At 33.6% G+C, this 25,603-nt stretch carries 20 protein-coding genes; all 20 read right to left on the minus strand.

What is annotated here, in order from left to right; all coding sequences use genetic code 11:
• Position 1 precedes the first annotated feature (1 nt).
• Positions 2-1,369 carry a DUF4157 domain-containing protein gene (locus CLU81_RS23945; protein WP_233209761.1) on the minus strand — a complete coding sequence of 456 codons (1,368 nt, stop codon included), beginning with the start codon at positions 1,367-1,369 and terminating at the stop codon, positions 2-4.
• Between the two features lie 40 nt (positions 1,370-1,409).
• Positions 1,410-2,270: a DUF6734 family protein gene (locus CLU81_RS23950; protein WP_099712132.1), complete on the minus strand. Its 861-nt coding sequence runs from the start codon at positions 2,268-2,270 to the stop codon at positions 1,410-1,412.
• Positions 2,271-2,498: 228 nt separating this feature from the next.
• Entirely contained in the window at positions 2,499-3,326 is an 828-nt protein-coding gene (locus CLU81_RS23955) for a DUF6734 family protein (protein WP_099712133.1), read from the minus strand.
• The gene (locus CLU81_RS23960; protein ID WP_099712134.1) at positions 3,323-3,901 is read right to left on the minus strand and encodes a hypothetical protein; all 579 of its coding nucleotides are present in this window, start codon (positions 3,899-3,901) and stop codon (positions 3,323-3,325) included. Before CLU81_RS23960 ends, CLU81_RS23955 begins: the two co-directional genes overlap by 4 nt.
• A gap of 11 nt (positions 3,902-3,912) precedes the next feature.
• A complete protein-coding gene (locus tag CLU81_RS23965) occupies positions 3,913-5,664 on the minus strand; it encodes a contractile injection system tape measure protein (RefSeq protein WP_099712135.1) in 1,752 nt (583 codons plus the stop codon).
• The gene (locus CLU81_RS23970) at positions 5,648-9,109 is read right to left on the minus strand and encodes a hypothetical protein (RefSeq protein ID WP_099712136.1); all 3,462 of its coding nucleotides are present in this window, start codon (positions 9,107-9,109) and stop codon (positions 5,648-5,650) included. The genes CLU81_RS23965 and CLU81_RS23970 overlap by 17 nt, the downstream gene beginning before the upstream one ends.
• Before the next feature lie 11 nt (positions 9,110-9,120).
• Entirely contained in the window at positions 9,121-11,829 is a 2,709-nt protein-coding gene (locus CLU81_RS23975; protein ID WP_099712137.1) for a hypothetical protein, read from the minus strand.
• Complete coding sequence (locus tag CLU81_RS23980; protein ID WP_099712138.1) at positions 11,817-15,203, minus strand: baseplate J/gp47 family protein; 3,387 nt, start codon at positions 15,201-15,203, stop codon at positions 11,817-11,819. Before CLU81_RS23980 ends, CLU81_RS23975 begins: the two co-directional genes overlap by 13 nt.
• A gap of 13 nt (positions 15,204-15,216) precedes the next feature.
• Positions 15,217-15,627 (minus strand): GPW/gp25 family protein, encoded by a 411-nt coding sequence (locus CLU81_RS23985; protein ID WP_099712139.1) that lies wholly within the window; start codon positions 15,625-15,627, stop codon positions 15,217-15,219.
• A gap of 2 nt (positions 15,628-15,629) precedes the next feature.
• On the minus strand, positions 15,630-15,920 hold the full coding sequence (locus CLU81_RS23990) for a PAAR domain-containing protein (RefSeq protein ID WP_099712140.1): 291 nt from the start codon (positions 15,918-15,920) through the stop codon (positions 15,630-15,632).
• Positions 15,921-15,993: 73 nt separating this feature from the next.
• On the minus strand, positions 15,994-17,739 hold the full coding sequence (gene vgrG, locus CLU81_RS23995) for a type VI secretion system tip protein VgrG (protein ID WP_099712141.1): 1,746 nt from the start codon (positions 17,737-17,739) through the stop codon (positions 15,994-15,996).
• Positions 17,740-18,435, minus strand: coding sequence for a hypothetical protein (locus tag CLU81_RS24000; RefSeq protein ID WP_099712142.1), 696 nt, complete (start codon positions 18,433-18,435; stop codon positions 17,740-17,742). It abuts the gene before it with no gap.
• Position 18,436: 1 nt separating this feature from the next.
• The gene (locus CLU81_RS27005) at positions 18,437-18,598 is read right to left on the minus strand and encodes a DUF5908 family protein (RefSeq protein ID WP_199174590.1); all 162 of its coding nucleotides are present in this window, start codon (positions 18,596-18,598) and stop codon (positions 18,437-18,439) included.
• A 7-nt stretch (positions 18,599-18,605) separates the two neighbouring features.
• Positions 18,606-19,052: a phage tail protein gene (locus CLU81_RS24005; RefSeq protein ID WP_099712143.1), complete on the minus strand. Its 447-nt coding sequence runs from the start codon at positions 19,050-19,052 to the stop codon at positions 18,606-18,608.
• A 2-nt stretch (positions 19,053-19,054) separates the two neighbouring features.
• Positions 19,055-19,483 carry a phage tail protein gene (locus CLU81_RS24010; RefSeq protein ID WP_099712144.1) on the minus strand — a complete coding sequence of 143 codons (429 nt, stop codon included), beginning with the start codon at positions 19,481-19,483 and terminating at the stop codon, positions 19,055-19,057.
• 31 nt (positions 19,484-19,514) lie between these two features.
• Positions 19,515-21,689: a phage tail sheath C-terminal domain-containing protein gene (locus CLU81_RS24015; protein WP_099712145.1), complete on the minus strand. Its 2,175-nt coding sequence runs from the start codon at positions 21,687-21,689 to the stop codon at positions 19,515-19,517.
• 21 nt (positions 21,690-21,710) lie between these two features.
• Entirely contained in the window at positions 21,711-22,547 is an 837-nt protein-coding gene (locus tag CLU81_RS24020) for a hypothetical protein (RefSeq protein WP_099712146.1), read from the minus strand.
• Positions 22,544-23,146: a DUF4255 domain-containing protein gene (locus CLU81_RS24025; RefSeq protein WP_099712147.1), complete on the minus strand. Its 603-nt coding sequence runs from the start codon at positions 23,144-23,146 to the stop codon at positions 22,544-22,546. The genes CLU81_RS24020 and CLU81_RS24025 overlap by 4 nt, the downstream gene beginning before the upstream one ends.
• A gap of 415 nt (positions 23,147-23,561) precedes the next feature.
• Positions 23,562-24,305 carry an Abi-alpha family protein gene (locus CLU81_RS24030; protein ID WP_099712148.1) on the minus strand — a complete coding sequence of 248 codons (744 nt, stop codon included), beginning with the start codon at positions 24,303-24,305 and terminating at the stop codon, positions 23,562-23,564.
• A 76-nt stretch (positions 24,306-24,381) separates the two neighbouring features.
• Positions 24,382-25,452, minus strand: coding sequence for a DUF4291 family protein (locus CLU81_RS24035; RefSeq protein WP_099712149.1), 1,071 nt, complete (start codon positions 25,450-25,452; stop codon positions 24,382-24,384).
• Between the last annotated feature and the right edge of the window lie 151 nt (positions 25,453-25,603).

Below are 25,603 nucleotides of genomic sequence, written 5' to 3' on the forward strand. Positions count from 1 at the left end.
TTTATTGACTTACACTATAACTTGATTTTAAAGCTGAACTGGATCTTGAATATATTCTAATGAAATATTTATCTCCGGGAGTAACACTTGCAATCTTAAATTCTAAGGTCGAAGGAATATTATCCGGCGATAGTCTTTTTGAACCTATATTAGTGTCATCGAACCGACCACATTTTATAACCTGAGCACTGAAATCTTCTTTAATCCAGGAGGCAGGAGGTTCCATATAATCTACATCAATAACTATTTTTAAAGCATCACTTTTAGAAGGGATAAAAGTTTCTGTATAACAGGTATTGTGATAATCAGAACACGAGCCGGATAAAGTTAAGGTTGTTGTTGTACCACAATCCGAATCTGATAGTTTTTGAACATTATTTGTTGTCTTGCTGCCTGTTTGCTGTATCGTATGTGTGAGTTCATGCGCAAGCAAATGTTTTCCTTCTTTGGATTCCGGGTTGTATTTTCCTTTATTAAAATAAACATCATTACCATGCGTAAAAGCCTGTGCGCCCAACTCTTCGCTCATTTTAACGGCTTTGCTGTCTGTGTGGATGTTTACATTACTAAAATCAGCTCCAAAACCAGATTCCATTTCTTGCTTTGTGTTTTTGTCCATTCCATTTCCACCGCCTTTTGAGCTGTTAAGGTCACTTTCAACTCCTTCATTTACAGTGTTCGAATCTTTTGATTTTGCCTGAACCGGTTTTTTCTCTTCCTTTTTTTCTTCTTTTTTCTGAGCCTTTTTGTCTTCGCCCTCACAATCAGCACATTTTTTTTGGACTTTCTTGTCGTCTTCTTTTCCGCCCTTTTTCTGAACTTTTTTATCTTCTTCCTTATCGGATTTCTTTTGGACTTTCTTGTCGTCCTCTTTTTCGCCTTTTTTCTGAACTTTTTTATCCTCTTCTTTATCGGATTTCTTTTGGACTTTTTTGTCGTCCTCTTTTTCGCCTTTTTTCTGAACTTTTTTGTCTTCTTCCTTGTCAGATTTTTTTTGGACTTTCTTGTCGTCTTCTTTTTCGCCCTTTTTCTGTACTTTTTTATCTTCGTCTTTATCAGATTTCTTTTGGACTTTTTTGTCTTCTTCTTTTTCTTTGCCCTTTTTTTGTAAAAGTTTTTCTTGTGCCAAATCTTGTTTTTGAACCGATGAAATGGTTTCTGAAATAGGTTTTTGCTGCACAGCTTCTTCGCTTCTTGATTGCAATAAACCGCCAGTTTTACGTTTGTTAACGACTTTATCAGCAACATTATCGGCTTCGGTTTCAAACTTATCTCCGGGAGTTCCTGTAGTTAGTTTCTTTTGGATTTTTGGTCCAAAAAAAGGAGAAGGAGAGGAGTTAGCTATTTTTTTTTGTTCAAATTCTCTCATGATTTATTATTTTACCATCTTGAATTAATAATTTGTTTCACTAAACAAACTGCAGATTATTCGCCACAACACCTTCTTTCTCTAATGCGTTTTTTATTTGCATATACCAATACGGAAATATTTTAGAGAGCCGAAGTTCAATCTCGTCAACAACATATTTTTCATATTTTTTCATTCCAAAAAAATGAGAATACCCAATATTATCTGCATATTTTCCTTGTTCTGTTATGTTTTCTCCTTTCAATAATATTGTAGGATCATTGTTTTTATAATTCAAAAGCGATGCAAGTGTATATTGTTCGATTAAAATACAAGTCTCATAACCTTCTTGTTTCAATACAGAAAAGTTGTTTTGGTTTTCAACGTATATTTTCTCCAAATCATAATAGCTTTTTATAAATTCATCGCGAAGCTTGAGATCGTTAAAACCGAATATTCCGCAATTATATGAATAGCCCAAATTGTTATGCCAATAAGGCAAGTTATTGGTGTATTTATTAAAAAATTCCACTTGCTTCTTGTAATGAATTTCATAAGTATCTTCCTTGCGTTCTACTATTACATCATCAAAACTAAAATCTATTTTTTTCTTTATAAATATGTCGGTGTCTACGTGAACAAATGGTTTTGTTTGTAGTTCCATAGCATTAATTTTAGATTTCATCCAAAGTTCAATTCTGTTGTCATTATGCACTTTGGTAACCGCACAAGGAAGCATATACAAAAACTTAAAGCCAACTTCATCTACATAAAGCTCAATTTCATCATACCACAAATGACTATATAAGACACTTAGAGCAGTCATGTATATAGTTTCCTTTAGTTTGTCTCCCATATTCCATCGATTATTTGTTATAGGACGCACATCAAGGCTATAAATCATCTTGTGTCGTTGTTTCATATATAGCTATTTATAGTTTAACTCTTTAAACGTAATCGTCTTAACACATAGAAACATAGATTTTGTAAGCTCGAAAAAAGGCGTTTCACTTTTTTAAAACACATCCCGAAGCTTCGGGACTAACTATGTGAAAGAAATGTATTTTTTTATTACATTCTTTTTTTAATTAAAATCTATGTTTCTATGTGTTAAAAATTTCATGCATTACACTCAACGTGTAGTTTTATTTTAAACGATACCTTCTTTCGCCAAGGCATTTTTTACTTCTTTGTACCAATACGGAAACAGTTTAGAAAGCCTGTTTTCTATTTCCTGAACAATCTCAATTCTGTATTTTTTTTGTCCGGCAATGTGTGTGTAACCAATTTTATCTGCAAGCTGACTGTTTTCGTACAAGTTTTTTTTCCACAGTAATAATGTTGGTTTAACATTATTGTGATGTAATAATGCCGCAAGATTATATTGTTCTAAAACAATACAAGGTTCTACTTTTGTTATTCCCGGATTATTATTTTTTATAAAAATTTCCTCTAAAGCATAAAAAGCTTTTAGAAACTGATCCCGAAGTTCAAGGTCTCTAAAACCCAAAACTCCGCAGTTAAAAGCGTATCCTAAATCTGGTTTCCAATAGTCTAAATCCTGAGTAAATTGATTAAAAAAATCCAAACGATATTGGTACATACTGTATAATTCATAATCGTTTTGTTCGACAATTACCTTCTCAAAATCAAAATTTATTTTTTTCTTTATAAAAGCGTCATTATCAAGATGTATAAAAGGTTTAGTTTGTTTTTCGATGACATCAATTTTCGATTTCATCCAAATAACAGTGTCTTTATTACTGCTAATTTTACTAACTCTGCACGGAAGCATATACAGAAACTTATAAGCCGTTTCATCAGCATAAAGTTCAATATCCTTATACCATAAATGGCTGTATAATACGCTCAATGCAGTCGAATAAATTGTTTCTTTAAATTTATTTCCTTCATTCCATCGATTGTTGCTAATAGGAAATGCATCTAAGCTGTAAATTATTCTAGGCTCTTCCCTCATAATATATTTTTTTTAATAGTATGAATTAAGTTTTTTTCTTCCAGGAAAGTTACATTGTTGTACAAAGAAGCTTTTCGGCTGTGTTTATACAATCGTCTCCATTCATAATCGTTACCCTTTGCCTGTGAGGTGTTTAGATGTATTTCATTATTATGATTTATTTTACTTTCTTCAAACGAAGTATGCCAGACCATTTTACCCAACAAAGGCGATTGTATATGAGTTACGTTAGAAAAATCCCTTGGAAAACTGTCTATATTAATCGAAGTTTCTCCAACTCTGAATATGTTTACTAACGCTTCACCATTTTTTGTTTTATAGAATTTAGACGGATATCTTCTTGTTGCCAATTTGCTAATCATGGGTTGTAAATCCTGTTCGTTTTCAAAAATTATATCGATATCATTAATTGTAATGTCATAATACTCGCGAAGATTAATATAGTCTGCAATGCCTCCGCAAAAGACCACTTTAGACATGTTTACATTATTAAATAAAAACTCTAAAGCCATTTGCTGAAAGCCGCGAATATTTCTTTTATCGTATTCTAAAAAAGAGGTGTTTTCAACATTCATATTTTTAATTTTTACCAGTTAACATATATGATTCGTTTTTTCCAAGCCAATTTTATGATGCTCAAATTCCAGCTTAATTTGTCTAATAAAACATCTTGCGTTTTTCGTTCTATAATTATTGTGGGACTTTCGTCTCCAATAACGCTCAGTTTTCCCGGGCGTTGCAAAAACTCGTTTTGAAGTAATTCTGCCGATGATTTTTTCATGATATCCCAATTATCCAATACCGCCTGAAGCATTTCTGCCGCTTCTTTTTTCATTTCTTCAGAGAGTACAATGTTTCTTTCAATAGGTTCGTCTATTGGAATATTGCATAAGAATTTTTCGAAAGTCATAGCATTCTCATAATCCTGTTCTTTTCCGGTCGCGACATAATGCAAAAGGTGCGTGGCAACTTCGGGATCATTTATTGTATTGTCTTTATCGAGCAATTTGCAATTAACAAACAGTGATTTCAAAAAGGGATGAATCAACATTAAACCCGCATTTTCTACATATAAACCGCTAATATCTGCTTCTAAAATATTTTCTTTTTTATCAAGCGAAAGCTCTTTTTTATCGATTACTTTTTCATGATTATTTGGCGTTTTTTCTTCTGAATCATTCGATAATGATTCGATATTTTTCTCGTCTTTATGAACAGTTTCTTCTTTGTTTTTTATCGAAATAAAATCAGGATCAGGTGTTGTCGTTTCCTTATTTTTCTGAATTTTTTCTGCTTCGATTTCTGATTCTATTTCAGTTTTATTTTTTATCTCTGTTTCTGTTTCAGGTTTTATTGGTTCTTGTTTTTTTGAGGAAGTTTCGATTCCGGTTTCGATTCCCGTTTCTTTTCCTTTTAAAATAACCTTGTCTAGTTTTTTTTCGATAATCGAAATAATAGCATCTAGATTAGCCAGTAGTTCCAATTCGTTTTGGTTCTCAATTTGATTTTCAATTTCCTTTAGAAAAAGTTCTGTGTGTTTTAAAAAACTGTTCTGTTTATGAAATTCAAACACATTAGAAATCAATGCGAAAAGCTTTTGTTTTAAAATTGTATTGCTTGTTTCCAAAAGGCTTAAAACAACTATTTCCCACATTAAAAATCGTTGATTCGGAATCAATATATTTTTTGAAATACTGGTTTCAATAGATTTTTTTATCGCTTCAATCCTGATTATTTTGGAATTGCTTTCAGCATTATTTTTTTTAAGTAATATTCCTTTTTTAATTATTGTTACAATTTGTTCATCACTAAATTGCTTGATAAATCGTGTTCTCGCAATTGGTTTTCGGACTGTATTTTTCCACTTAAAAGAAAAACTTTCATCATTTAGTATTTCATCAAAAGCCGTATCGTCAACTATTTTAAAATTATGATCTAAAGTTGTCCACCAAACATTTGTGCCTGTTTCCAGGAAATAAAAAAAGCTTTCGATTTCTTTTTCCTGTGGTTTGATGATTTTATAACCTTCTATATTATTTGAATCTTCTTTTTCAAAAACTTCTTCAACTTGTTTGGTGATTTTGTTTAGGATTTGCTCTTTAAAATCTTCAATATCCAAATTTTGATTAATGGCAATATCAATGTTTAGTTTGTCTAATTGTACGCTGTACGAAGGATTTTTAGAATCTAATTCATTAAAGTAATTTTCTAAAACTTTGAATATTTCCTGTTGTAAAAACGCATCAATATTGTCCTTGAGATAATATCCTTTTTCTTTAGAATCGGTATTTATCTCAAGGAAAACTTTATTGATGATATGTTTATTTGAATTTAGCACCAGTTGTAAGTTCGTCTATTTGTTTATTTAAATTATTCAGTATAAAATCTACTTTTGAGAATACTTTTAGCATGCTCAGCAAGAAATCTCTCAATGATCCGTTGGTATCGGCATTGAATTTCATTGCGATAAAATTTTCAAATAAATTATTAAAAAGTACTCCTGTTGAGAAAATTTGTTTTTCAGAAGCCTTAAGCGTTTCCGGATCCTGACATCTCAAAATTGTGTAAAACAAAGAAGTATTTAATTTGATAAGTGTTTGTACTGCAGTAATCTGATTTGAATTTTGCAATCTAATGGCAGCGGCAACAACTGTAGCTATAGAATTGAAATATTCTTGTTTGAAGATTTCAGATAATTTAGTATTTGACTTACCGTTGATGTAACTCGGAAGATCTTTTTGAACATCGAGAAATCTGCTTTCGGTATCAGCAATGAAGTTAACGGTTTCCTTATTGAATTTATTTATATCAGAAGTTTCTCTTAAATTGGTAGTCGTTTCAATTGACTCTTTTACAAATAAATCAGCATTGTCAAGACATAGATTTACTTCAGGCACTTTTTTAAACTCAATTAATTTTGGACCATCGGTTACTGAGCCACATTTACCTTCAGCAGTTAATGCAACGAAAATAGAAGGTTGATTAAATGAAGAAACTTGCTTTACTATTGGATCTTTTTTATCTGTACTTATTATTTCCTTATCAATTTGCCAAGTGTAAGTTGCAGCATTTACAGAGTTGTTGGTTAAGGTTAGATTTCCCAATGGATCGATAACAAAAGCAAAACTTGCAGTAGGAAGATCTAAAAGTGTGATTGTTAGATTGGATGGTTTTCCGTCTATCAAAATATTTACACTTGTAACACCAGGAGAAACACTACCTGGATTAAACTGAACTCCTGCTCTTGAGATTAGAATAACTCCTTCTCCGGAAATAACAGCTCCTTTTACATTTGGTTCAAGGGTAAGTATCACTGGTTTATCGTTTCTGCAAAAGGATATTTTATTGACTAATTTGCCATCTATCAGTACTTTTGGGTCTTCAATTTCAAAACTTACTTGATGACTGATATGAAAACCACAATTGCCATTATCAGCATTAAGAACAACATCAAATGTGAATTTTTTCTGTGATTCACTATTATACTTGTAGATGTGTTTTATTTCTGTTTTATCATCTGCGACAAGATTGGTTTTGTCTCCAAAATCCCAGATATATTTATTGCCGGCAATATTATCTCCGGTTATGGTAAAAGTAACTTCGGTTTCATTAATTCCTGATGGTTTTAAAGGAACTGCGTTAAAATCGAATATTGGTTTTTCGAAAATGGTTATCGCGCAATCCGTATCAAAATTATTAACGGTAAATGTTATGGTTTGACCAATTAATTCTTTGCTGACAAAATTTGGATCAAACACAAGTTCTCCAAGTTCATTTACCGTTATTCCTCCGTTTTGATCATATCTCACATTGGCTTTTACAAAACCTCCCGCTGGAGAAATTTTAAAAGGCAGAGGTGGAGTTTTGCTGTCAAAACAAATTTTATCTACAGGCAAACTAAGACCAATATTGTTTTCATCACAACATAAATACGGAATCGAAAAATCAGCCACAATTGGATTTAAAATAGGGATTCCTTCAGCAAATTTTTCAAAATCACTCGTTAAAGATGGTCTGCGAGCGTTGTAATAGTAATAATAAGGTACTTTTTCCTCAAGATATATCATTATAAAAGTACCTCCGGGAACTACGCCGGCTTTATGCTCATAACCATGATTTTTGTTCAGGTAATATTTGGTGAAATTCTGAATGGTTTTATCCAGTTCATTAGCATTTACGGCAAGAATCATTATGTTGAATCCAAGTCCGTTATCTAATCTAATTTGTTGAATAGCTTTTAGTGCTTCTTTGTAATTGCGTCCCTGATGTCCTTCGATTCTGTAGAAATCACTATCAAGATGAATTTCAAGTGGATTTTTAGTATCCAGTAAATCATCGTGATAACTAACATTGTTTTTTTCTAAGCCTAAAATGGTTTTATCAAAATCCCAGGCTTTAATAAGCGAATCGTTTACATTATTGTAAAAAGGGATTGCTTTTTTACCCAATTTACCCAATTGCAAAGACGGCGTAATTTTTATAAAATCAAATGCTGAGTTGTAGTTTTCTAATAATTGAGCACTTCTCAAAATAAGACTGTACATTCTTTGTTTGGCTGTGTTTTCGCCGTAGCATAGTTGCAGTTCATCTGGAGTTTCTTCTTTTTCTTTCTCCTTTTTGTCTGAATCTTTAACGGGAACTTCAGCATCTGCAAGACAGTCATTGCAAGTGGTTAGGTTTTCTCCTGTAAGTAAAGGCGATTTGTAAAATGCATGACGGAATTCATAACAAGGCTCCGTTTTAATTAATTCGCCCAGCATTAAATGTTTTGGAAAAGCATTGATATCGGGAGAACAATAACTATCGTTTATAGAAAGCAAAAGCGCTCTGATTTCGTTGTAAGTATCAACAAGATCGTTAAGCAAATCATACAGATATTGAAAATCAGCAGGAAGTACCGGATCTCCTTCAAAATTAAATAGTTCGTCTATTTTTTTCTGAATTGAATCTAAAACTGTTGGCATATTTAAGCCTTTCAGTAATTGAGTGTAACCATCCTGTAAATTTTTAACAACATTGTTTTTGAAAATGCCTTTGGTAAAAGTTTGTTTTATTGCCTCAAGATGTGCAAAATCATCTGGTTTTAATACAATTCTGTTTGATTTTAGGTCCGGTAATGAATAATATAAATTAGAATAATTGATTTTGCCAATCATGCTGTCACGATTCATTATTTGTGCGGCAACGACTTTGCTGACAATTAAAACTTTAAAATTGCCAACAATTTCTAATCCCTGATTGTCACACGAAAGACTTACACAAAGGTCAGATTCTTTTTCATAAGACTCCAGATACAAAAGAATTACAGCTTCTTTAAAATCAAATTTTGTATTTGCGCTAAAATCTGCTAAAGCAAAATTGGGATCTTTTTCTTTTTTTTGCTCTTCTTTTGTCAAGAGTTCAAAAAGAGGCAATTGCTTGTTTCCGTCATCATAAAAGAAGGGTTTATAAGCCGCTTTTTTATTATCGTAAATTTTGCAATGCGTATAGGTTTTGGAGTCAAAATCTATTTTTTTGTTTCCCAATACATCTGCCAGATATAGTTTAAAAAGATCACCATCAGTAGTAATACCATTTCCTTGTGTTATTGAAATAGTTTGTTGATCCGGATTATAAGCAGTATAAAATCCGCAAACTATACCAACGCCACTCAGGTAAATGCGGGAAAGGCGATCCTGATCGTCAAAAAAATCTACTACCTCATTAAGGTTTCCTTCTGTAAGTACCTGATTCTTTGTGAATCTGCGGTATTGTGTTGTTATTGTTGAAAGTTTTGCTGACATGGGAATAGTTTTTATAGTGATCCTAAATTCGTTTTTCCTAGTATAATTTTATCTGACAATCGCTCGTTTTCATCGCTGCAATCAAACAGTCGTCCGGTTGGGTAAACATTGTCCAGAACGGTTAACGCCTTAATAAAGCTGATTAATTGTGGTTCCGGCTGCTCTTGATTCAAATCGGTTTTGGCGATTAAGTAGTCTTTATATGTTTTTTCAAATTGAACAAGCTGGTTTTCTGCGGGATCTTTTACATCTTTTTCCCTATAGCCAATCCAGCATATTTTTGCCAGAACGTGAGCCGGCAATTCTTCTTTAATTATTTTTTCGATATAATTTCTAAAATCGGTATTGGCAAATCGTAAAGTATATCCCGGCAGTACAACGCTCACACGGTAGGAGTAGGGATCTATTGGTTCGTAATTATCGCATTCATCGGCGCAGATAGGCATGAAAGTATCCGGATTTACAGATGTGAGATTTACATCCGGACGAAGCATCATGTGTTCGATCAAAAACATTCCTTCTTCTGTAAAATCTTCTTTCATGAATTGAATTAAATCCAGAATCGATTTTTCTAAATCAGGTAAATTAGTGTAGTATTCAAATCTGCGGGCAATAATGCGGTTTGGGTTTTTCTTGTCTGTGATTGCCGGATTTATAATGTCATAAGAATATTTTCCGGCATCAGACTCTTGAATTAAAATATTGTCAACAATAGATAAATCTGTTATTGTACCGTTTTTAAAAGCCTCTTTTATTTTATATTCCCGAGTCTGAATAATTTGTAATACAGCAAAATAAAGCTCCTTATTTGCAGCAGAAGTATCAAAATATTCTGCTGTTGAAGAAAGTACAATATCTTCATTCTTGTCTACAATACGCCATCTATAAACAGATTGATTGTCTGTATCTATAAAATTATACATTTGGACAAACGAATGAGAAAGATTTCTGCGACTGTAATCTCTAATACCAATGAGTCTTGAAATCCTTTTTTCGGCTCCTGAAACATTATTGGTATTCCATAAATTGGCAATGGGTTGTTTGTAATAATCGAAAGCATTGCCGCGGTCTTTGCTTACTACTTTATAATCTTTCAGAAAGTTTTCTTTGTCACGCAATACGACCTGATCTGTGGTGTTGCCATAAATGGTTTTGTTAACGAATACGTATTCTGAAAAATTCTCTGCAAAACGTGATAAAAGATGGTCTAAAATTTTATTTCTTCGTTCAATATTATTGTCCTGCTGATCAAAAAGCAGTGCTGTAATAGTTTCATCGTCGTAATTTTCATATCCGTTTACAATATCATTAGCGCCTTCAATATCCTGAACAACTTGAGTAAAAAGAGTTCGGGACAAATTCCCGCTTACCGAAAGCAATTCGCTTACTTGCCCTAATTGTTTAAAATAACTTCCTAATATCTGATCAAAAAACAAAAGATATCCTTTTAATTGTTTTGCTTTAGATTTACGTTCAACAGATGCTCTGGTAGGAAGTCCCACTTCGCCAATACCATATGTTTCAGGAAAATCATTTTGTATGGTGGTATAAAAATCCGTGTTAAGATATTCGCCATTTGGTATTTCTAATTCCTTATTTTGACTGGCATTGGTTGTCGCTTTGTCTTTTTCGAGTTTTATGGCGTCTAAATAAAATTGTACTTTTGCCTGATTGATATTTAAGGGCAATAATCCTTTGTTGTAATTGAAAACACTTTTAGGACAAATAACAGGTTTTTCGTAAGGTGCAAGACAGATAAGCCATTTGTTTTCCAGATCATCACCAGCACAATTCCCTAAAGAAATATCTTTAATTAGCAGTACGTCCGGCACTGATATTATTATTCTCATAATATCCGAAAGACGCACTTCGTTTCTCAAATCGGCGATAAGCAATTCTTCAGTATCAATAAAACCATGCTGTAAAGTTGGTCCGTCAAAAATTTCCAAAGTCGAATATCCTTTGTCAATCATTTGCTTTAGAGAATAAAAATTGACCGTTGTCGATAAGTAACTTTCCAGTGCATCACGGACATTTGCATGAACCAATTCTTCATCGGCTTCGGTATTTACTTCAATATCTGCGCATATTTTTATTGGATAGTCTACAACTTTTTTTATGTCAACAAGATCTTCGCAAAGGTTTCTGTTTGCATGATATTGCTTTCTTATTTTTTCTTTAACAATCGCTATATCTGCAGGTTTTGAACTTACAAAATCTACATACAAATCATATAAACCATTGAGCTCAAATGATTTTCTTAATTTTGGAGTTGCTGATAAATCATTAAAATCCTTAACATCATAAGAAAGTTTATCTTTTTTACAGTCTACATATACTGTTTTTTCATGTTTTGCGAGCCAGCAGTTTCGAACTCCTTCTATATCTATAAATAGTTTTCGGTAATCATTTTGCGTTACAGGACTTGATGACAATACTTCTGAGGCTTTAAAAAACTGTTTCGGAATACCCTTATTAATGTCATTAGATTCTAATATATTTTCGATTGGCAGATTGAGTCTCATGCCAAGATCAGAAATAGCGTAGCAAAGCATCTCCAGCATCGTAATACCTGGATCGTGCTCATTAAAATCAGTCCAAAATTTACTACCAAAAGACTCTATATATTCGATTCCTTTTTTTCTCAAATAAAAGAAATCCAAATCGTCATCGGTTGCTGATTTTTTAGGAATGGTGATATGTTGGTTTAGTATTGACATTTTTCAGGATCTACTGGGGTTGTTTTTTTACAAGTTATTATGTTGGTACCGATAATGTGGTTTTTAACAGAGACTAAAATGTTTTTTGGACTTGATGGTGAAAGCGTGGTCTGAAAGTCTAAAAGGCTTACTCTGGCTACGTTATCTTCTTTATCTTCTAATGGTTTAAGTTGGTCCTTATTTGTTTTTTTATCTATGTATATTGCCATTTCAAGCTGAGATAAAAAATCTACATAATATAAATTTTCAATATATTCTATAACAATACTTCGTTGTAACTCAACTCCAAATATGATTTGCTTAGAAGTATCAAAAGCCCAAGGCGATAAAAATTTTATAAGATCTTCATTAAGCTGTTTTTTATAAAAATTTTCATCATATTGTGGATAAAACTTCACATCCAATTTTATTATAACTTTCTCGTAATCAGGATTAATTACTTTTGCAGACACTTGCATTGAATTTTTAGAATTAATAAAATTTTCTATGCTGTTCAATGTTGCTGTACTTACTCTTGGCTCATAAATATCAAATACATTTTTGTCGACGATATCCGGAATTACTACAAGTGTTACTTTTCCCGGAGATAAAAACGAAGTGCTTGTTCCCGAAATAAAAGTGTGATTAAGGCATTTTACTCTAAAAACACTTGGAAATTCCTGTAAAATCAGATGTTCATAATCCCAAAGTGTTATAGCTCTGTTTTTGTGGCGCAAGCGTTCGCTTACACGCAGATAATAGGAGGGATCTGACTCCAATGGCTTTCCGGAAAATGAATTAAAAGGCTGGTCAATACTTTTAATTTGCGGAACTCTCGTAATTAATTTAGATATTGTTTTGGCTGGTAATGAGCTGTCTAAATGAGCTAAATTGTTGTTGTTATCAAAAAATTCTGCGGTAACAACCTGAGTTTTCACATCAATAACTTTACAAACTGCATCATAATCTTTGTGCATTTTTGCTTTTACCCAAATTGTATCGGCTGGAAATAACGTATTATCATTAGATGCCTGCTTTGGAATATTAAATTTTACGATACCCGATTTTAAAAAATTATCGATACCATTTGCCAAAATATCCTTATCAAGAGTTTTCCAGTAATTATCGCATAATATATACCATGATACTCTTTCTTTTCCTTTAAAAGTGTCAACGCTGATATTTTCGCTTCCTTCTAATATTTGAAATAATAATGAAATCTGCTGCATTGTTTCGGCATCGTGAAGACCTATATAAAATTCGCCTCCATTACAATAATCCGGAACCAGACAATTGGTAGTTAGCGTTCCAGTCTCTAAAATCTCTTTATTGATGGCTTGTTGTTTCAAATAAGAATGCTCTTCGCGCTGACCAAAAGGAGCTTCATGAAACAATTTTATTCGGTTAGACTCGTAGTGCTCAAAATCAATATTTTCCTCAGCAGAATAATTCAGACTTATGCTTTCTACAACTGGCGTGTAAGGTTCATTTGGAATAGGCGTTGTTGGCTCTGCAGCGATATTCATTATTGCCAGAGTATATATTCTTGGAAATAAAGAATGTAAAAACGACTGATTTAATGTCAATCGTATCGGACCGCTTTTGTCAATGTCATATTTGCTACCATCTACATGGATATTAGTTTCATATATTTTATCATTATCCGGATCATCAAATAAATTGACAATTTTATTTTGTTCATCCCAAACTTCTTTGTTTAAAACTGCTAATGTTGCTTTAAAATAGCCTTCTGTAACAATTGGACCATTTGGGTTTGTTGCAGGTGGATCGGTATTTTCTGTAGCAATTTTTGGTTCCGGAGCGCTTCTTTTTGCGATTCCATCTTCAGGTTGATTGGCATTCATTGTGGTTACAGTGCTATCGTCGCTGAAAATTGCATCAATAAAACTTTGTTTACTTATGGTTTCAAGAAAACTTTCTTTGTAAGAAGCATAATGAGTTTCAAATGATAATGGAGTGTTTTTCCACTTTATATGAATATCTGCATCTGTCCATTTTTTAGAAAATATTTCAGGATAATTTATTATAAAGGAGCTGTTTTTTTCAGGTTGAGTTGTAAAAGGATAAAAGGGTTTTGCAGCATTAAGTAAACCGTTATCACTCTCTAATAATAGAGATTTAACATCCTTAACTTCAACTTTTACATTAATGTTGTCTATTGTGTTTGTGACTAAAGCTCTAAAAAGATTATGTCCATGTCCCTTTGGATCTTGCGTATTGATTAAAAATCGAATTACAGGAAGTTCTGTTGAGAAATATTCGCCTAAAACTTTCTGGTCATAACCAACAACTGCCGGATCATCTTTTGGTATCTGAAAAACCAATGTTAATTGCTTTCCTCCAACGCTTGAAGATAGACTTCCAGCTTTAAAAAGAACGTTTTTGTCCGGTTTTAAATCTCCAATCCATGCTTTTTTCCCACTATACAAAATACTGATATTTGTTGGAAGATCGTCTGAAGTAAATGGTTTATGAAAATTTAGGTCAGCAGCAAAAGTAATTGTGATAGCAATATTTCTATCGCCTTCTTTAAGATTAAATAACTCTGAAGCTATTGCAAAACCTAATTTTGCATCGTCCAGTTTCGGGTATTTTTTTTCTTTGGATGTATATCCAAAAGGAAACCAATATTGAGCGTCTTCTTTTAAGGGTTCACCTTTTCCGTCCAGAGAATTTGCAATATCGCTGTATTTTATTTCGCCCAAATCAAAGTCATTATACACGCTTTTTAGGTACGCTATATTGGCTTTATTAGCAATAAATTCTTCTGTGGTTTTGTATATTAATTTTTTGCCATCAGGATCTTTTCCTGCGTCAAGTTCTGTATTTACGGCGATTTTTTCTTCGGCAATTTTTTTTGCCAACTCAAAAATGATACTAACTTTATCTGCTTTTGCAGGAAGTTTTTCGATTTGAAGTATATCTTTATAGAAAAAATCTAAATGCTTTTTTGTAATAAGATTAAGTTTGTTTTGGGATAATTCTAATAATTTCAGGAAACACACAAACAATGTCATGTGCGGCGTAAGGTCCTGATTGATATTGGCATTCGATAATGTTCGGGTAATGTCTTCTTTTAAAATATCATAATTTTTCTCTGTTCTTTTTGGAATATTACCATCCGGAAGATTATCTTTTGAAAAACTGAAACAGTTAAAAAATTCCTGCCAATCTCCTTCCGGTTTTTTATCGTTATTAGTGTCGAAAAAGTTGACTTGTTTCGCAAAATTAAAAGCAAACAACAACCAGTCTTCAATAGTAAAATCATGAAGTTTCAGGTTTTCTGGCTCTAGTGCGTAACTAAAGCGTTCTTCCTGATTGACTCCATTTCTTTTAAAAATAACATTGTCTATTTGGCTGCCGTCAGTATTCATAGCTTATAAACTTTTAAATATTAGTGCCTTCTCCTTTGTAAAACGGATAAACAAGATTGCTTCTTGAGTTTGTGCTTCTTATTCTGTAATCGATTATGACTAATAATTCACCTTCTAAATCGTCACTTTGTGTTATGTCAATTTTTTCAACATCAATTCGCGGTTCGTAATATAGAATTGCCGTTTTTATTAGTTCAGAAACATAGGTTTTTAATGTTCTGTCTAATGATTCAAAAAGTAATTCGTCCATATTACAACCATATCTGGGCAGCATAATGCGCTCGCCAATTTTGGTGGAAAGCAATATCTCTAAACTGCTTTTAATATCTGCCTCGTCAGATGTCATTACAACTGCTTTCGTGTTTTTTTTAAACTCTGGCGGAAAACTCCATCCGGTACCTAAAAAAGCTTCTTTATTTTCCATAATTAGCCTATTAAAACAGTTGGACATCCTATTATAATTGTTCCGCCATGCGCTGTGGAATCTCCCATTCTTGCGGCTGGTTTTCCTCCAATAAGTACTGTACTTGAACCTGCGATAATGCTATCCGGAGGTCCGGTGCAAACGATCATATCGCCTAAACAAGCTGCTGGTTGACCGCCTATCAATACTGTAGGTGCGCCTGGGGGCAATATTGGCCCGCCTACATGAGGAACTGTTGCGGTTACCATTGGGCAAACGTGCATATCGTTGATTCGTGCGGCTGGTGCTCCCATGATTATTTATTATTATTATTATTATTATTATTATTATTTCGTTTAAAGACCGAAAAGTGATTGAAGGAATAAGTTAATTTATCTGAACAATACTGCCTTTAACTATCGCGACTGCTGCTGATGACATTTCTGCTCCGGCACTGCCTTCGGCTTTAAATTGGGCGGTTGCTTTTAGATTTACATTAGTACCTTCAATTTTTACATCGCCTGTTGCCTTTATCGAAATATCGCCCGCACTTTCCATCTTTATTCCTGCGCTGTCAATTGTAATCACGTTCGAATTTTCGTCTTCAATAACTATTGATCCTTTATCTTCGTCAAGTGTTATTTTTTTGCCAGCGGGAGTTTCAATGGCTATCGATTTTTTATCATCGTCAAAGAGCACTTTCATTTCGCTTCGGGTAAAAATCCCTTTTTGATGGTTATCGTCAGAAGCTTTTAGCGGAGCAGGTTTTGCGCTGCTGTGGAGCATTCCTAATACAATCGCATCATTAGGATCTTCGTTAATGAAGCCAATAATTACTTCGTCTTCAATTTCAGGTCTAAAAAAAGTTCCTCTGTTATCACCGGCATCAAGAGCAGCAACTCTGCACCAAATACCTTGTTCTTCGTTATTGATAATTGGTATTTTGACCAAAATTCTGTCTTCGCCGTCGGGATCGTCCTGAAGTTGGGTTACAATACCAATATGCAGTCCTTTTATGGATGGAATTATTCCTGAAGCCGATGGTGTATTGACATCATAAGTTTCAGAAAACCATTCCGGATTTAATCCAAATTGTGCGTTTACAGTCCAATTACCGTTTGCAATTTCATGGAAAACCCCAGTAATATATGCTTTGCCATTAAAACGATCTCCAACGCCTTCAAGCATAATAATCGTGTTGGGTTTTACTGCGGGAATGCCTTGAAATTTTACTCTTCCGCGAACTTTTGACAGTTGTTGAAATAATAATTTTGCATCGGCCCAATCTTGCAATTCAGTATCGGTAACATGACCGCCGTGACGCAATTCTAAGTTTTCGAGCTTTACGATATCGGATAAATCCGAAGGAGATAAATTCCCGTTTAGACTTACGCTTGGATCTTTGGCTTCAATTTCTAATAATTCCTGATTGGATGCATTCCAACTGAAAGAGGAAACTTTGGCAAACTGATTTCGAGCATCAATTTCGGCATCAAAGTCTAGCATACTGGCACCAAAAGCAACTGTTTCAACTGCTTCTGAAGCTAAATCTGGTTTTTTAATCGAGATTTTGCCGTTTTCAACAAAACATAATTTTCCATTGGCTTGCGCACGAGAGACAATAAAATCCCAATCGGATGTATTGTATTGCACTAATTCTTTATGACTATAATTAGTACTTTCGACATCTTTTTCTAATCCGTAAGTGCCTATAATGTCTTCAAAAGCATCACTGTCTTTTACGTCATAAAAATATTTGCTTTTTCTGCCAATGGTCATTTTTACGGCTTCGTCTTTGCATTCCACAATTAGCAGGGACGAATTGTCTTTTATTTTTATGGAATGTTTTACAACTATTCCTTTATATATAGTTTCTTCGTCACTGTGATAGCCGGCTTTTATTTCAATTTTTTTCCCCGGAATCAGCAAATCTTCATTACTTAATTTAAAATCTCTTGCAGAAGCATCTCCATCGGTCAAAATAATTTGCGCCATCGGTATTCTATTCACTTCGTTATGAACTACAATGCTCATTACTTGGTAAATACCAGATAACTCATTTCCCTCAATGAGCAATTTGTGCGTTACTAAATCTGCACTTTTACTGGTTTGTATGACGCCGCTATTGTTCATCTATTGTTGTTTTTGAAGAGGAGGGAAGAATATTTTTTGACCAATTTTTAGCTTTCTAAAATTTATAATCTTGTTGGCTCTTGCTACTTCAAGATAGTATTTTGAATCGCCATAGATTCTAAATGACATTAACGGAAGCGTATCGCCAGCTTTTACAGTTCTGGTATGCGTTAAATCAGGAGATTGATTGTTTTGCTGTTTTGCCCTTAGCTCATCTTCAACAACTCCTTTAAATTTTCCTTTTGCAATAGCTCTAATTGGCGTTCCATCTGGTCGGAAAAGTTTATACTCAATGGTCATTTCTGTAAGAGATCCTTTGAATAGCAGACTTCCCCAGGCAATTTTTAAGTAATTTGGCTTATGTTCTGTACCATTATATTCTAAAATTACTTTTCTAAAATGCTCAATGTCTTCAATAACACCATTTTCGGTACTTTCTTTTCCGGCAATAACGCCTGTTCGATCAAAAACAAAATCCAATTCTAATTCCTCCGGAGCAATCGCTGTAAATCTTGGTGCAGGACTGCTCGTTCCGGCGGCTTGGGTTGTATCTTGCTCTATCTTGTAATGAAAAGTATACTTTTCGGGATTCATCAAAGTAATGAACTCTTCAATATCCGAAATAGGATTGTTGAATTGAGGATCGCTGTAAGCAATGATCTTCAGTTTTTTTAATTCACCATTAGTCGTTGTCATATTAGCGTTCTTTTTTTCGTTCAATAATCTTCATTACTTGCTCGACACAGTCAGCCACATTATCTTTTTTATTAGTGGATGAAGAAGAAGCTGGTTTTGCACTAGAATTTGAATTTTCGTTCACGTTTATTTTAATGTGAAGCTCTTTGATTTCAATTGGCATGGTAAAATTATTTTTTGTGAAGAGTGAAATAATTATAAGTAAGCTCAAAGCTTTCAATAACAATTTTGCTTTCCAGAGCGCTAAAATCTTCAACTGCCCATTTTACGGGATAGGCATGTACAACTTTCCAGTGCATTAAAGGTTCGTGATCCTGATTCAAGAGTTTTACAGTTAAATCGACAGGCTTAAATTCAAAATTTTCTATTGCTTTTCTGCACCATTCAATTACGTCAGAATCAATAAGTATCCCTCTTTTTAGAACCAAATTTGGATATTTGGTTTTTACAGGAACTTTGTGTTTGAATCTGTTTTCTCCACCCTCGACAAATTCTTCCGTTTCAAGATCTACGGATAGTCCTGAAACAGATTGAAATTGATGGTCTTTTTCTTTCGTTCCCAGTTGATCGAATTCAACGAGAAAATGAAAACCTACGGGTGGATAGTAATTAGCCATGATTAGTCATTTTGAATAGATAAACCTTCGTGAACCAATTCTATTGACTCGATAGCAACTTCGTTTCCATCGGCTTTTAAATCAGTTGATTGAACCTTTGTTGGCCATGCATTTTTTACTTTCCAGGTAATCACTGGTTCGTGTTCCTCGTTAAGTAATTTGATGGTGATATCTCTTCTTTCGATAGTGTTTAGTTTTACCGAATTCCACCAGGCATAATATTCATTATCGCTTTTAAAAGTTCCTCTTTTCATGGTAATGTTAGAGAACTTCTGCATGCCCGGCATCTTGATCTTGCTGTATTCCGGACTTGCGCCCTGACGGTATTCAATAACTTCAGTTTCTACATCTAATCCGGAAACCTCTGTAAAACCTATTTTTGTTCCACCCCAGTCAACTGAGAAATGAAACTTTGATAATGGATAACTCATGATCTATATATTTTTAATGATGATTATTTAATTAAGATTCCTGCATTTTGTGAGAGAAACGAAGGATGATAAACTCAGCCGGACGAACTACCGCCAAACCAATTTCGATTATCATTTTACCGTCTAAAATATCCACCGCAGACATGGTTTGTCCCAGTCCGATTCTTACATAAAAAGCTTGTTCTGGTTTTGCTCCCGCCAAAGCTCCGGCTCTCCATTGTAGAATTAAGAAATTCTCAATCATAGCTCTTACTCTTATCCAGGTATTGGCATCGTTAGGTTCAAAAACGAATTGTTCGGTTGCTTTTTTAATGGATTCTTCGGCCATATTAAAAAATCGGCGAACCGGAACATAACGCCATTCGCTATCGTTACCAGCTAAGGTTCTTGACCCCCAAACCAAGGTTCCTTTGCCGGTAAAAGTTCTAATAGCATTAATAGATTTACCTGCCACGGTATCAATATTCAATCCGTCTTGTATATTATTAGTGATTTTTACCGTAGGAGCAATGACATAGTTTAAACTAACATTTGCCGGTGCTTTCCATACGCCACGATCACCATCGACTCTTGCATAAATTCCTGCTATAGCAGAACTTGGAGGCAGAGTTATTGAAAGATTAGAAATTTCGGAAAGTATTTTATTGTAGGTAACATTATCAAGCTCTGTAATATCTGCTAAAAAGCGGCCATTCATAGCACCGTTATTTTGATCATTTGGTTTTGCGGTTGTTACAGCAGCAATAATTGCATCAATATTAGCTGTAATAGGCGCAAAAAGATCAACATCAATGGTGATAGCTGCCGGAAAGTCAAGGATAGAAGCTGGTGCTGTGAAATGCAGAATTTTTGGAATTTCAGAAAGTACAGTAGTAACACCTGCTGCGCCTTTGATATTAGCGGTTATTTTTACTTTGGTATTTGCTGCTTTTGCTTTCCCTAATAAATCAGCCAAATTGGTTTTAACGCTTTCAATTTTATTAGCTAATTCAAAAGCATCAGTGAGAGTTTTTAAAGCTGCCGTGATAGCGTCTCTGGTTGGTTGGTCTTCTTCATCAGAAGCTATTGCTGCTAATGCTGCTTTTTTAATTTTTTCTTTTTCTCCTATAACGTTGCTTAGATCTTTAGTCAAAGTTTCTAACAAGGGGATAAAGAGCGTATTTTTTGCTACCGTAAAAGTTCCTGCAGCTGCAGCTGCGGCATCTGCATCTGCTTGTGTTCCTCCTCCAGTGATAACTGCTTCTGCTGCTGCAGTTGCTGCTGCATTATTAAAGCCGGCTGCTGATTCAATAAATTTCAAAACTTCGGCTATACTTCCTGTTAGATTATCATTTGTTCCCGGAACTGTTTTTAATTTACTGATTAGTGGTGCAATTGCAGTTTTTGAACCTCCTAAATCGCTTAATACAGTTGACATGGCATCAGGTGTAGGTGAGGTAAAATGCTTAATCAAAATTTCGCTTGCATTGTATCTGTAATCTAAAATAGTCTCTAAATGTGGATAATAAGCAGCGCCATATTTTAAAGTATCTTTCTCTGAACTGATAACTCCTCTCAAATCATCAATGTTTGTATCTGTTGGACTGGTAGCATCATAGCTAAGCGTGTCGATAATTGTAAATCGATCCTGCAGATTTCTACATTGGTTTAAGGCATCATTATACAAACCATAAAAATCAGTTGTATTAATACCGGTTACCTGAGTAGCATCCGGAAAAAGGATAAGTGTTGGTTCATCCATTTTTTCTAGTTCAAGCAAGCCTTTTTTTAATTGAGAACTATCATTTATAGAAGTTACTTTTGTATCAGCGTCATCCAAATCTTCGCCATAACGGCCAACGGATATAATATAACATGGACCGCCGCCATTTGCAAAAAACAATTGCATCGAATAATACATCAAAAAAGGCTGTCTGCTAGTTGGTTGATTTACAATCACTGATCTTGCTGTCGAACCATTATCAACTATATCATTAATGGTAACACTAATTGTTGTCTCTGGTTTTGCAAAGCCAAAAAAGCGTTCGTATTCTAAAAGAGATGTTATTCTTGTTGGTTTCAATTTCAAATCTCCATTAATCTTGTTCGTGGCTTTTTCAGTATAGCCAATAAAAGCAGGAATCGCTGTCTCTACCTGGGCAACAGAAGGGGGAAACTTTACGATTTCCTCAACATATACTCCAGGCGTTTTGTAAGTTGTTGCCATAATTGAATTGTTTTTTAATTATTAAATAAATATTTCCGAATAGTAATCACTATTGATTTTTGTTATTGATTTTACAGATGGATTTGGGTATTGACTTTCTGCCGGTTCTGCCGGAAAAAAATCGTTAAGCGGGTCAATTTCAACAAAACCGGAACGTGTTAGTGGTTTTACGGTTTTGGTTTCAATTGTGGTTCCTGCTTTACGGTTGATATATTTCCAAAGTGTTTTTCGATTATCAAAATGAATTTTAAAACTTGGACTTATCATTTTTCCCACATTGTTTATAATGTTTCCTGAGCTATTATCACCCTTCGCGGTTAGTGAAATAATCCCAAAGACATTTTGTTGTTCTGACGGCTGCAGTGTCGAAACTAAATCTGCAGTGGTTTCTTCAGATACTAAATAGGCGTTTGAAATAAGTTTATTGTCATTTATTTTTGGAAGATATTCAAACGAAACAGGCTCAGTCAATGGTTTTACATTACTGAAAAGATATACCTGAGTAGGAGCAAAATCAAGATTAGTATAATTTTCAAATTGATAGTCATTAATTTTAATTAAAAACTTTAGGTTCAAATCAATAGGGACTTTTATAAATGGGTCAGATTCACCTTTGACTTTAATGTATATTCCGAAACCTGTTTTGGTTTTTTTGAATATCATTTTGTGGTTTCGCAGTACAGTATTGGTTTCTAAAGTTGGCGTTATTGTCGAAAATGCATCTGTATCAAATTGTTGCAGCATTTTTTCTTTATCAGCATTTGTCATACTTGCAAAAGTTTTTTCTCCATTATTCAAAAAATAATTGTGAGGAAGCGTGACTTCAAATAGCAATTCATATGTAGCGGTAAAACTCATGACTGTTCTTTTCTTTTGGTTGTTCCTGAAAACTCGCCAATTAATTGTCCTTCGGCCTGAACGATATTGCGTTCGATTTGTATCATACTCACTTTATATAAGGCCGATGGAAGCTGTTTTCCGCCCAATGTTCCCCAGATATAATTCAGTTCTTCAAAAGTGGGAGTATAGAGTTCAACCGTAAATCTAAAGTTGTCTACATTGCTCATCGCACTAGTGCTTCTGTTAAAGATGGTATTGGCTTGAGTAAAAAGTCTTTTCCCTTGAAAAAATTCAATAATCTTCGAAATATCTTTAAGCGAGTTGATGTATATATCTCTATTTGCACTAAAAAGGATATACAGATTTAAATTGACGACACTATTTTTATAAATTGTTTTAGTATTTTCAACACTATGGTTTGGGAAGTTTTTTAAAGTAGCTTCTTCGGCTAAATTGATTACTGTAAGTGCTACGCCATCTTTTAACTTATTGTCCGGATCATCTTTTTGAGATTCTAAAAAAGCTATATTTTCAGGAACAACAGATTTCTCTAACCCAATTTCGGCGAGATAGCTGTTTACTTGTTCTGAAATTATTTGTATTACTTCAAAAATCATCTTTTGATAAAATTTATTATAAATACTAAATGAAATTAACTGAAAGGAATATGATTTTGGGCGCAGAGTATAATTAGAAATAGGGGGCTTCTGACTGTGCTTAAAACTTATGGTAAAAACAGGGCTTTTAATATTTGACTAAATTAGATAAATGTAAGTGTACCAGAAAAGGGGAAAATTCCCCTTTTTTTATTTATTTAAGATATTGGTTTTTAGTTAGTTGAGAGCGTTTTTTGATTCTTTAAAATAAGGAAGATTTCAAGCAAAAAAAAAGCTCCAGATTTCTCTGAAGCTTTTACTTTGTGAGCTCGTGTGGAAATAAAGGTTACGAGTAATATGTTGTAGATCAGTATTAATATATGTGTATTGGCAAATTTGTGGGAAGCTTAGCTTTTGACCCTTAACCGTTTAAAATCTAAACTTGTTTAAATTCTTTTGCGTTGACTAGGTTGGGTCTCCAGTATACGCTTGGATCACCATTGTAACCTTGAGACTTTAAATATAAGTTTAATCCTAAAGCACTAGGGGTGATGGATGCATTTAAACTATCATCATCAACATCGAATCCTCCTTCATTACTAATTAATTGAAGTGATCTTAAATGATCAAGCTCTCTATCAAGTCTATGAACATCTGTAACTCCTGTTAATTTAGTTAGTTCAGGGAATTCGATTTCAAAATCGAAGCCTAAAATCAAGCCATTTTGATAAATAACTTTTTTTGAGTTTTCACACGCATATTTAAGTATTTTGGCTTGAACTTTTGTGATTTGTTTTAATAAGTCTATGAAAATTAGATTCTCATCTTCTTGACCTTCTTTTGTACAAGATGATGCAAAGAGTCCAGCCCATAGGTCTTGCATATCTGGATCGTCATTAAGAGAACCGTTTTCGATAATTGATATAGCAATTTTGGGATCTGCCTTGATTTGAAGTTGATTTTCAGAAAAGTCAATTTTTCCTTGTGCTTTTTCAATAATGTTAAGTACGTTTTTAAATCTCCATGATCTTACTTGGTCTTTCGCAAGTAGTCCGACTTCCTCTAATGCGGGAGCACAGACTAATTTTAAAAAGCCTTCAATTGCTTCAAATGACTTTGTCACTGTTGTTTCAATTGCTTTCCCAATCGGCTCTATTCCAAGTACATCTTTTATTTCCATAATCGTTACTACTTTTTAATTAATTTTTTGCTTTTTGTTACTTAGTTATGTTCTGTTTTTGTGAGGTTAAAGTTGTTTACATCCATTTCTCATCAATGAGTTCGGGTGTTTCAAAATCAACTATTCTTTCTTTAGGAAGCATTAGTTTATCGATCTGATTTTGGTCGATATATTGTTTTTGTTCTTTAATAAAATCCGAAAGGTCGAATACAAAATCAATTTTTTCTTTTATCAGTTTCTCAAAATCCTCTTCGTTTAAATCAAGTTGAATGGTTTGTCTTTCGAGTTCTTTTCCAAAATAATCATAGTCGGGATTCCATTTTGGTGTTACTTTTTGTAAAATCTCTTTAAAGACTTCTTTTTTTATCCAAATAGCCAATACACTTTCCTGATTTTCTTTTTGTCTTGAATTGTAATCGTGTATTATTGATAGGAAACTTAGCTGTAATGAATTTGCTTTCAGACCACTATAATCAGGTTTTTCAAGATCTTGGCTTTCTGTAATAGTGGCAGCTGTACTTTTTTCATTAACAAGATATAATACAATATACTCCGTTACGATACCATGATATGGTGGAGCATTATCAATAATATCAACGTTTTTCATCATATAACCTATTATATCTTGTCCGTTTTGAGGCAATTCTTTTAGCCTTTCTGAATAACTTTCAAGCCCTATTTCAAAACCTTGATAGCGTGATTCTCCTATTGTAGGAACTTTTCTTCTGAATTCAAAATCCCATTTTACCAGTCTTTTGGTGGCGTATTCCGCTATTGTTTCATTGGCTTGCTCTGCTATTTGTTCTAAATATTTTTTAGCCTCATTAGTGCCAATGTCTGCAAGTGCCCAAGTACATTTTCTCTGTAAAGGAAAATATTCATTCCATCTAATATATTCAAAGTCCGAAAATGCTACTTTAAATAAAGTTTCTACAGTAATAGGATTTGAAATATACTGAAAAGCCCTAGCCATATCTTCATGTCCCTTATGCCAGTCAGATTCGAAGATTTGAAAAAGAAGTAAAAGAATTTCCTCGTCTTCTTCATAGGTGTGAATAAAAGAAAAACCATTTTCATACGCTCCATCACCGTCTTTCTCGGCTATAATTTTTTTTAGTTTAATTAAATCAGTTTCTCTTTGGTTCATTTGTTTATTAAAGATTTGGTTTCTGGTTAAAGTTGTCCGAATGTCTCCTGAATTCGTACTTATGATTTTGATTGGATGATAAATAGAACAAATACGATCAAAAAAAAGAGACTTTAAAGCCTCTTTTTTGAATTAATATATCTTCTATAAA

The sequence above is a fragment of the Flavobacterium sp. 9 genome, assembly GCF_002754195.1.
Classification (GTDB): domain Bacteria; phylum Bacteroidota; class Bacteroidia; order Flavobacteriales; family Flavobacteriaceae; genus Flavobacterium.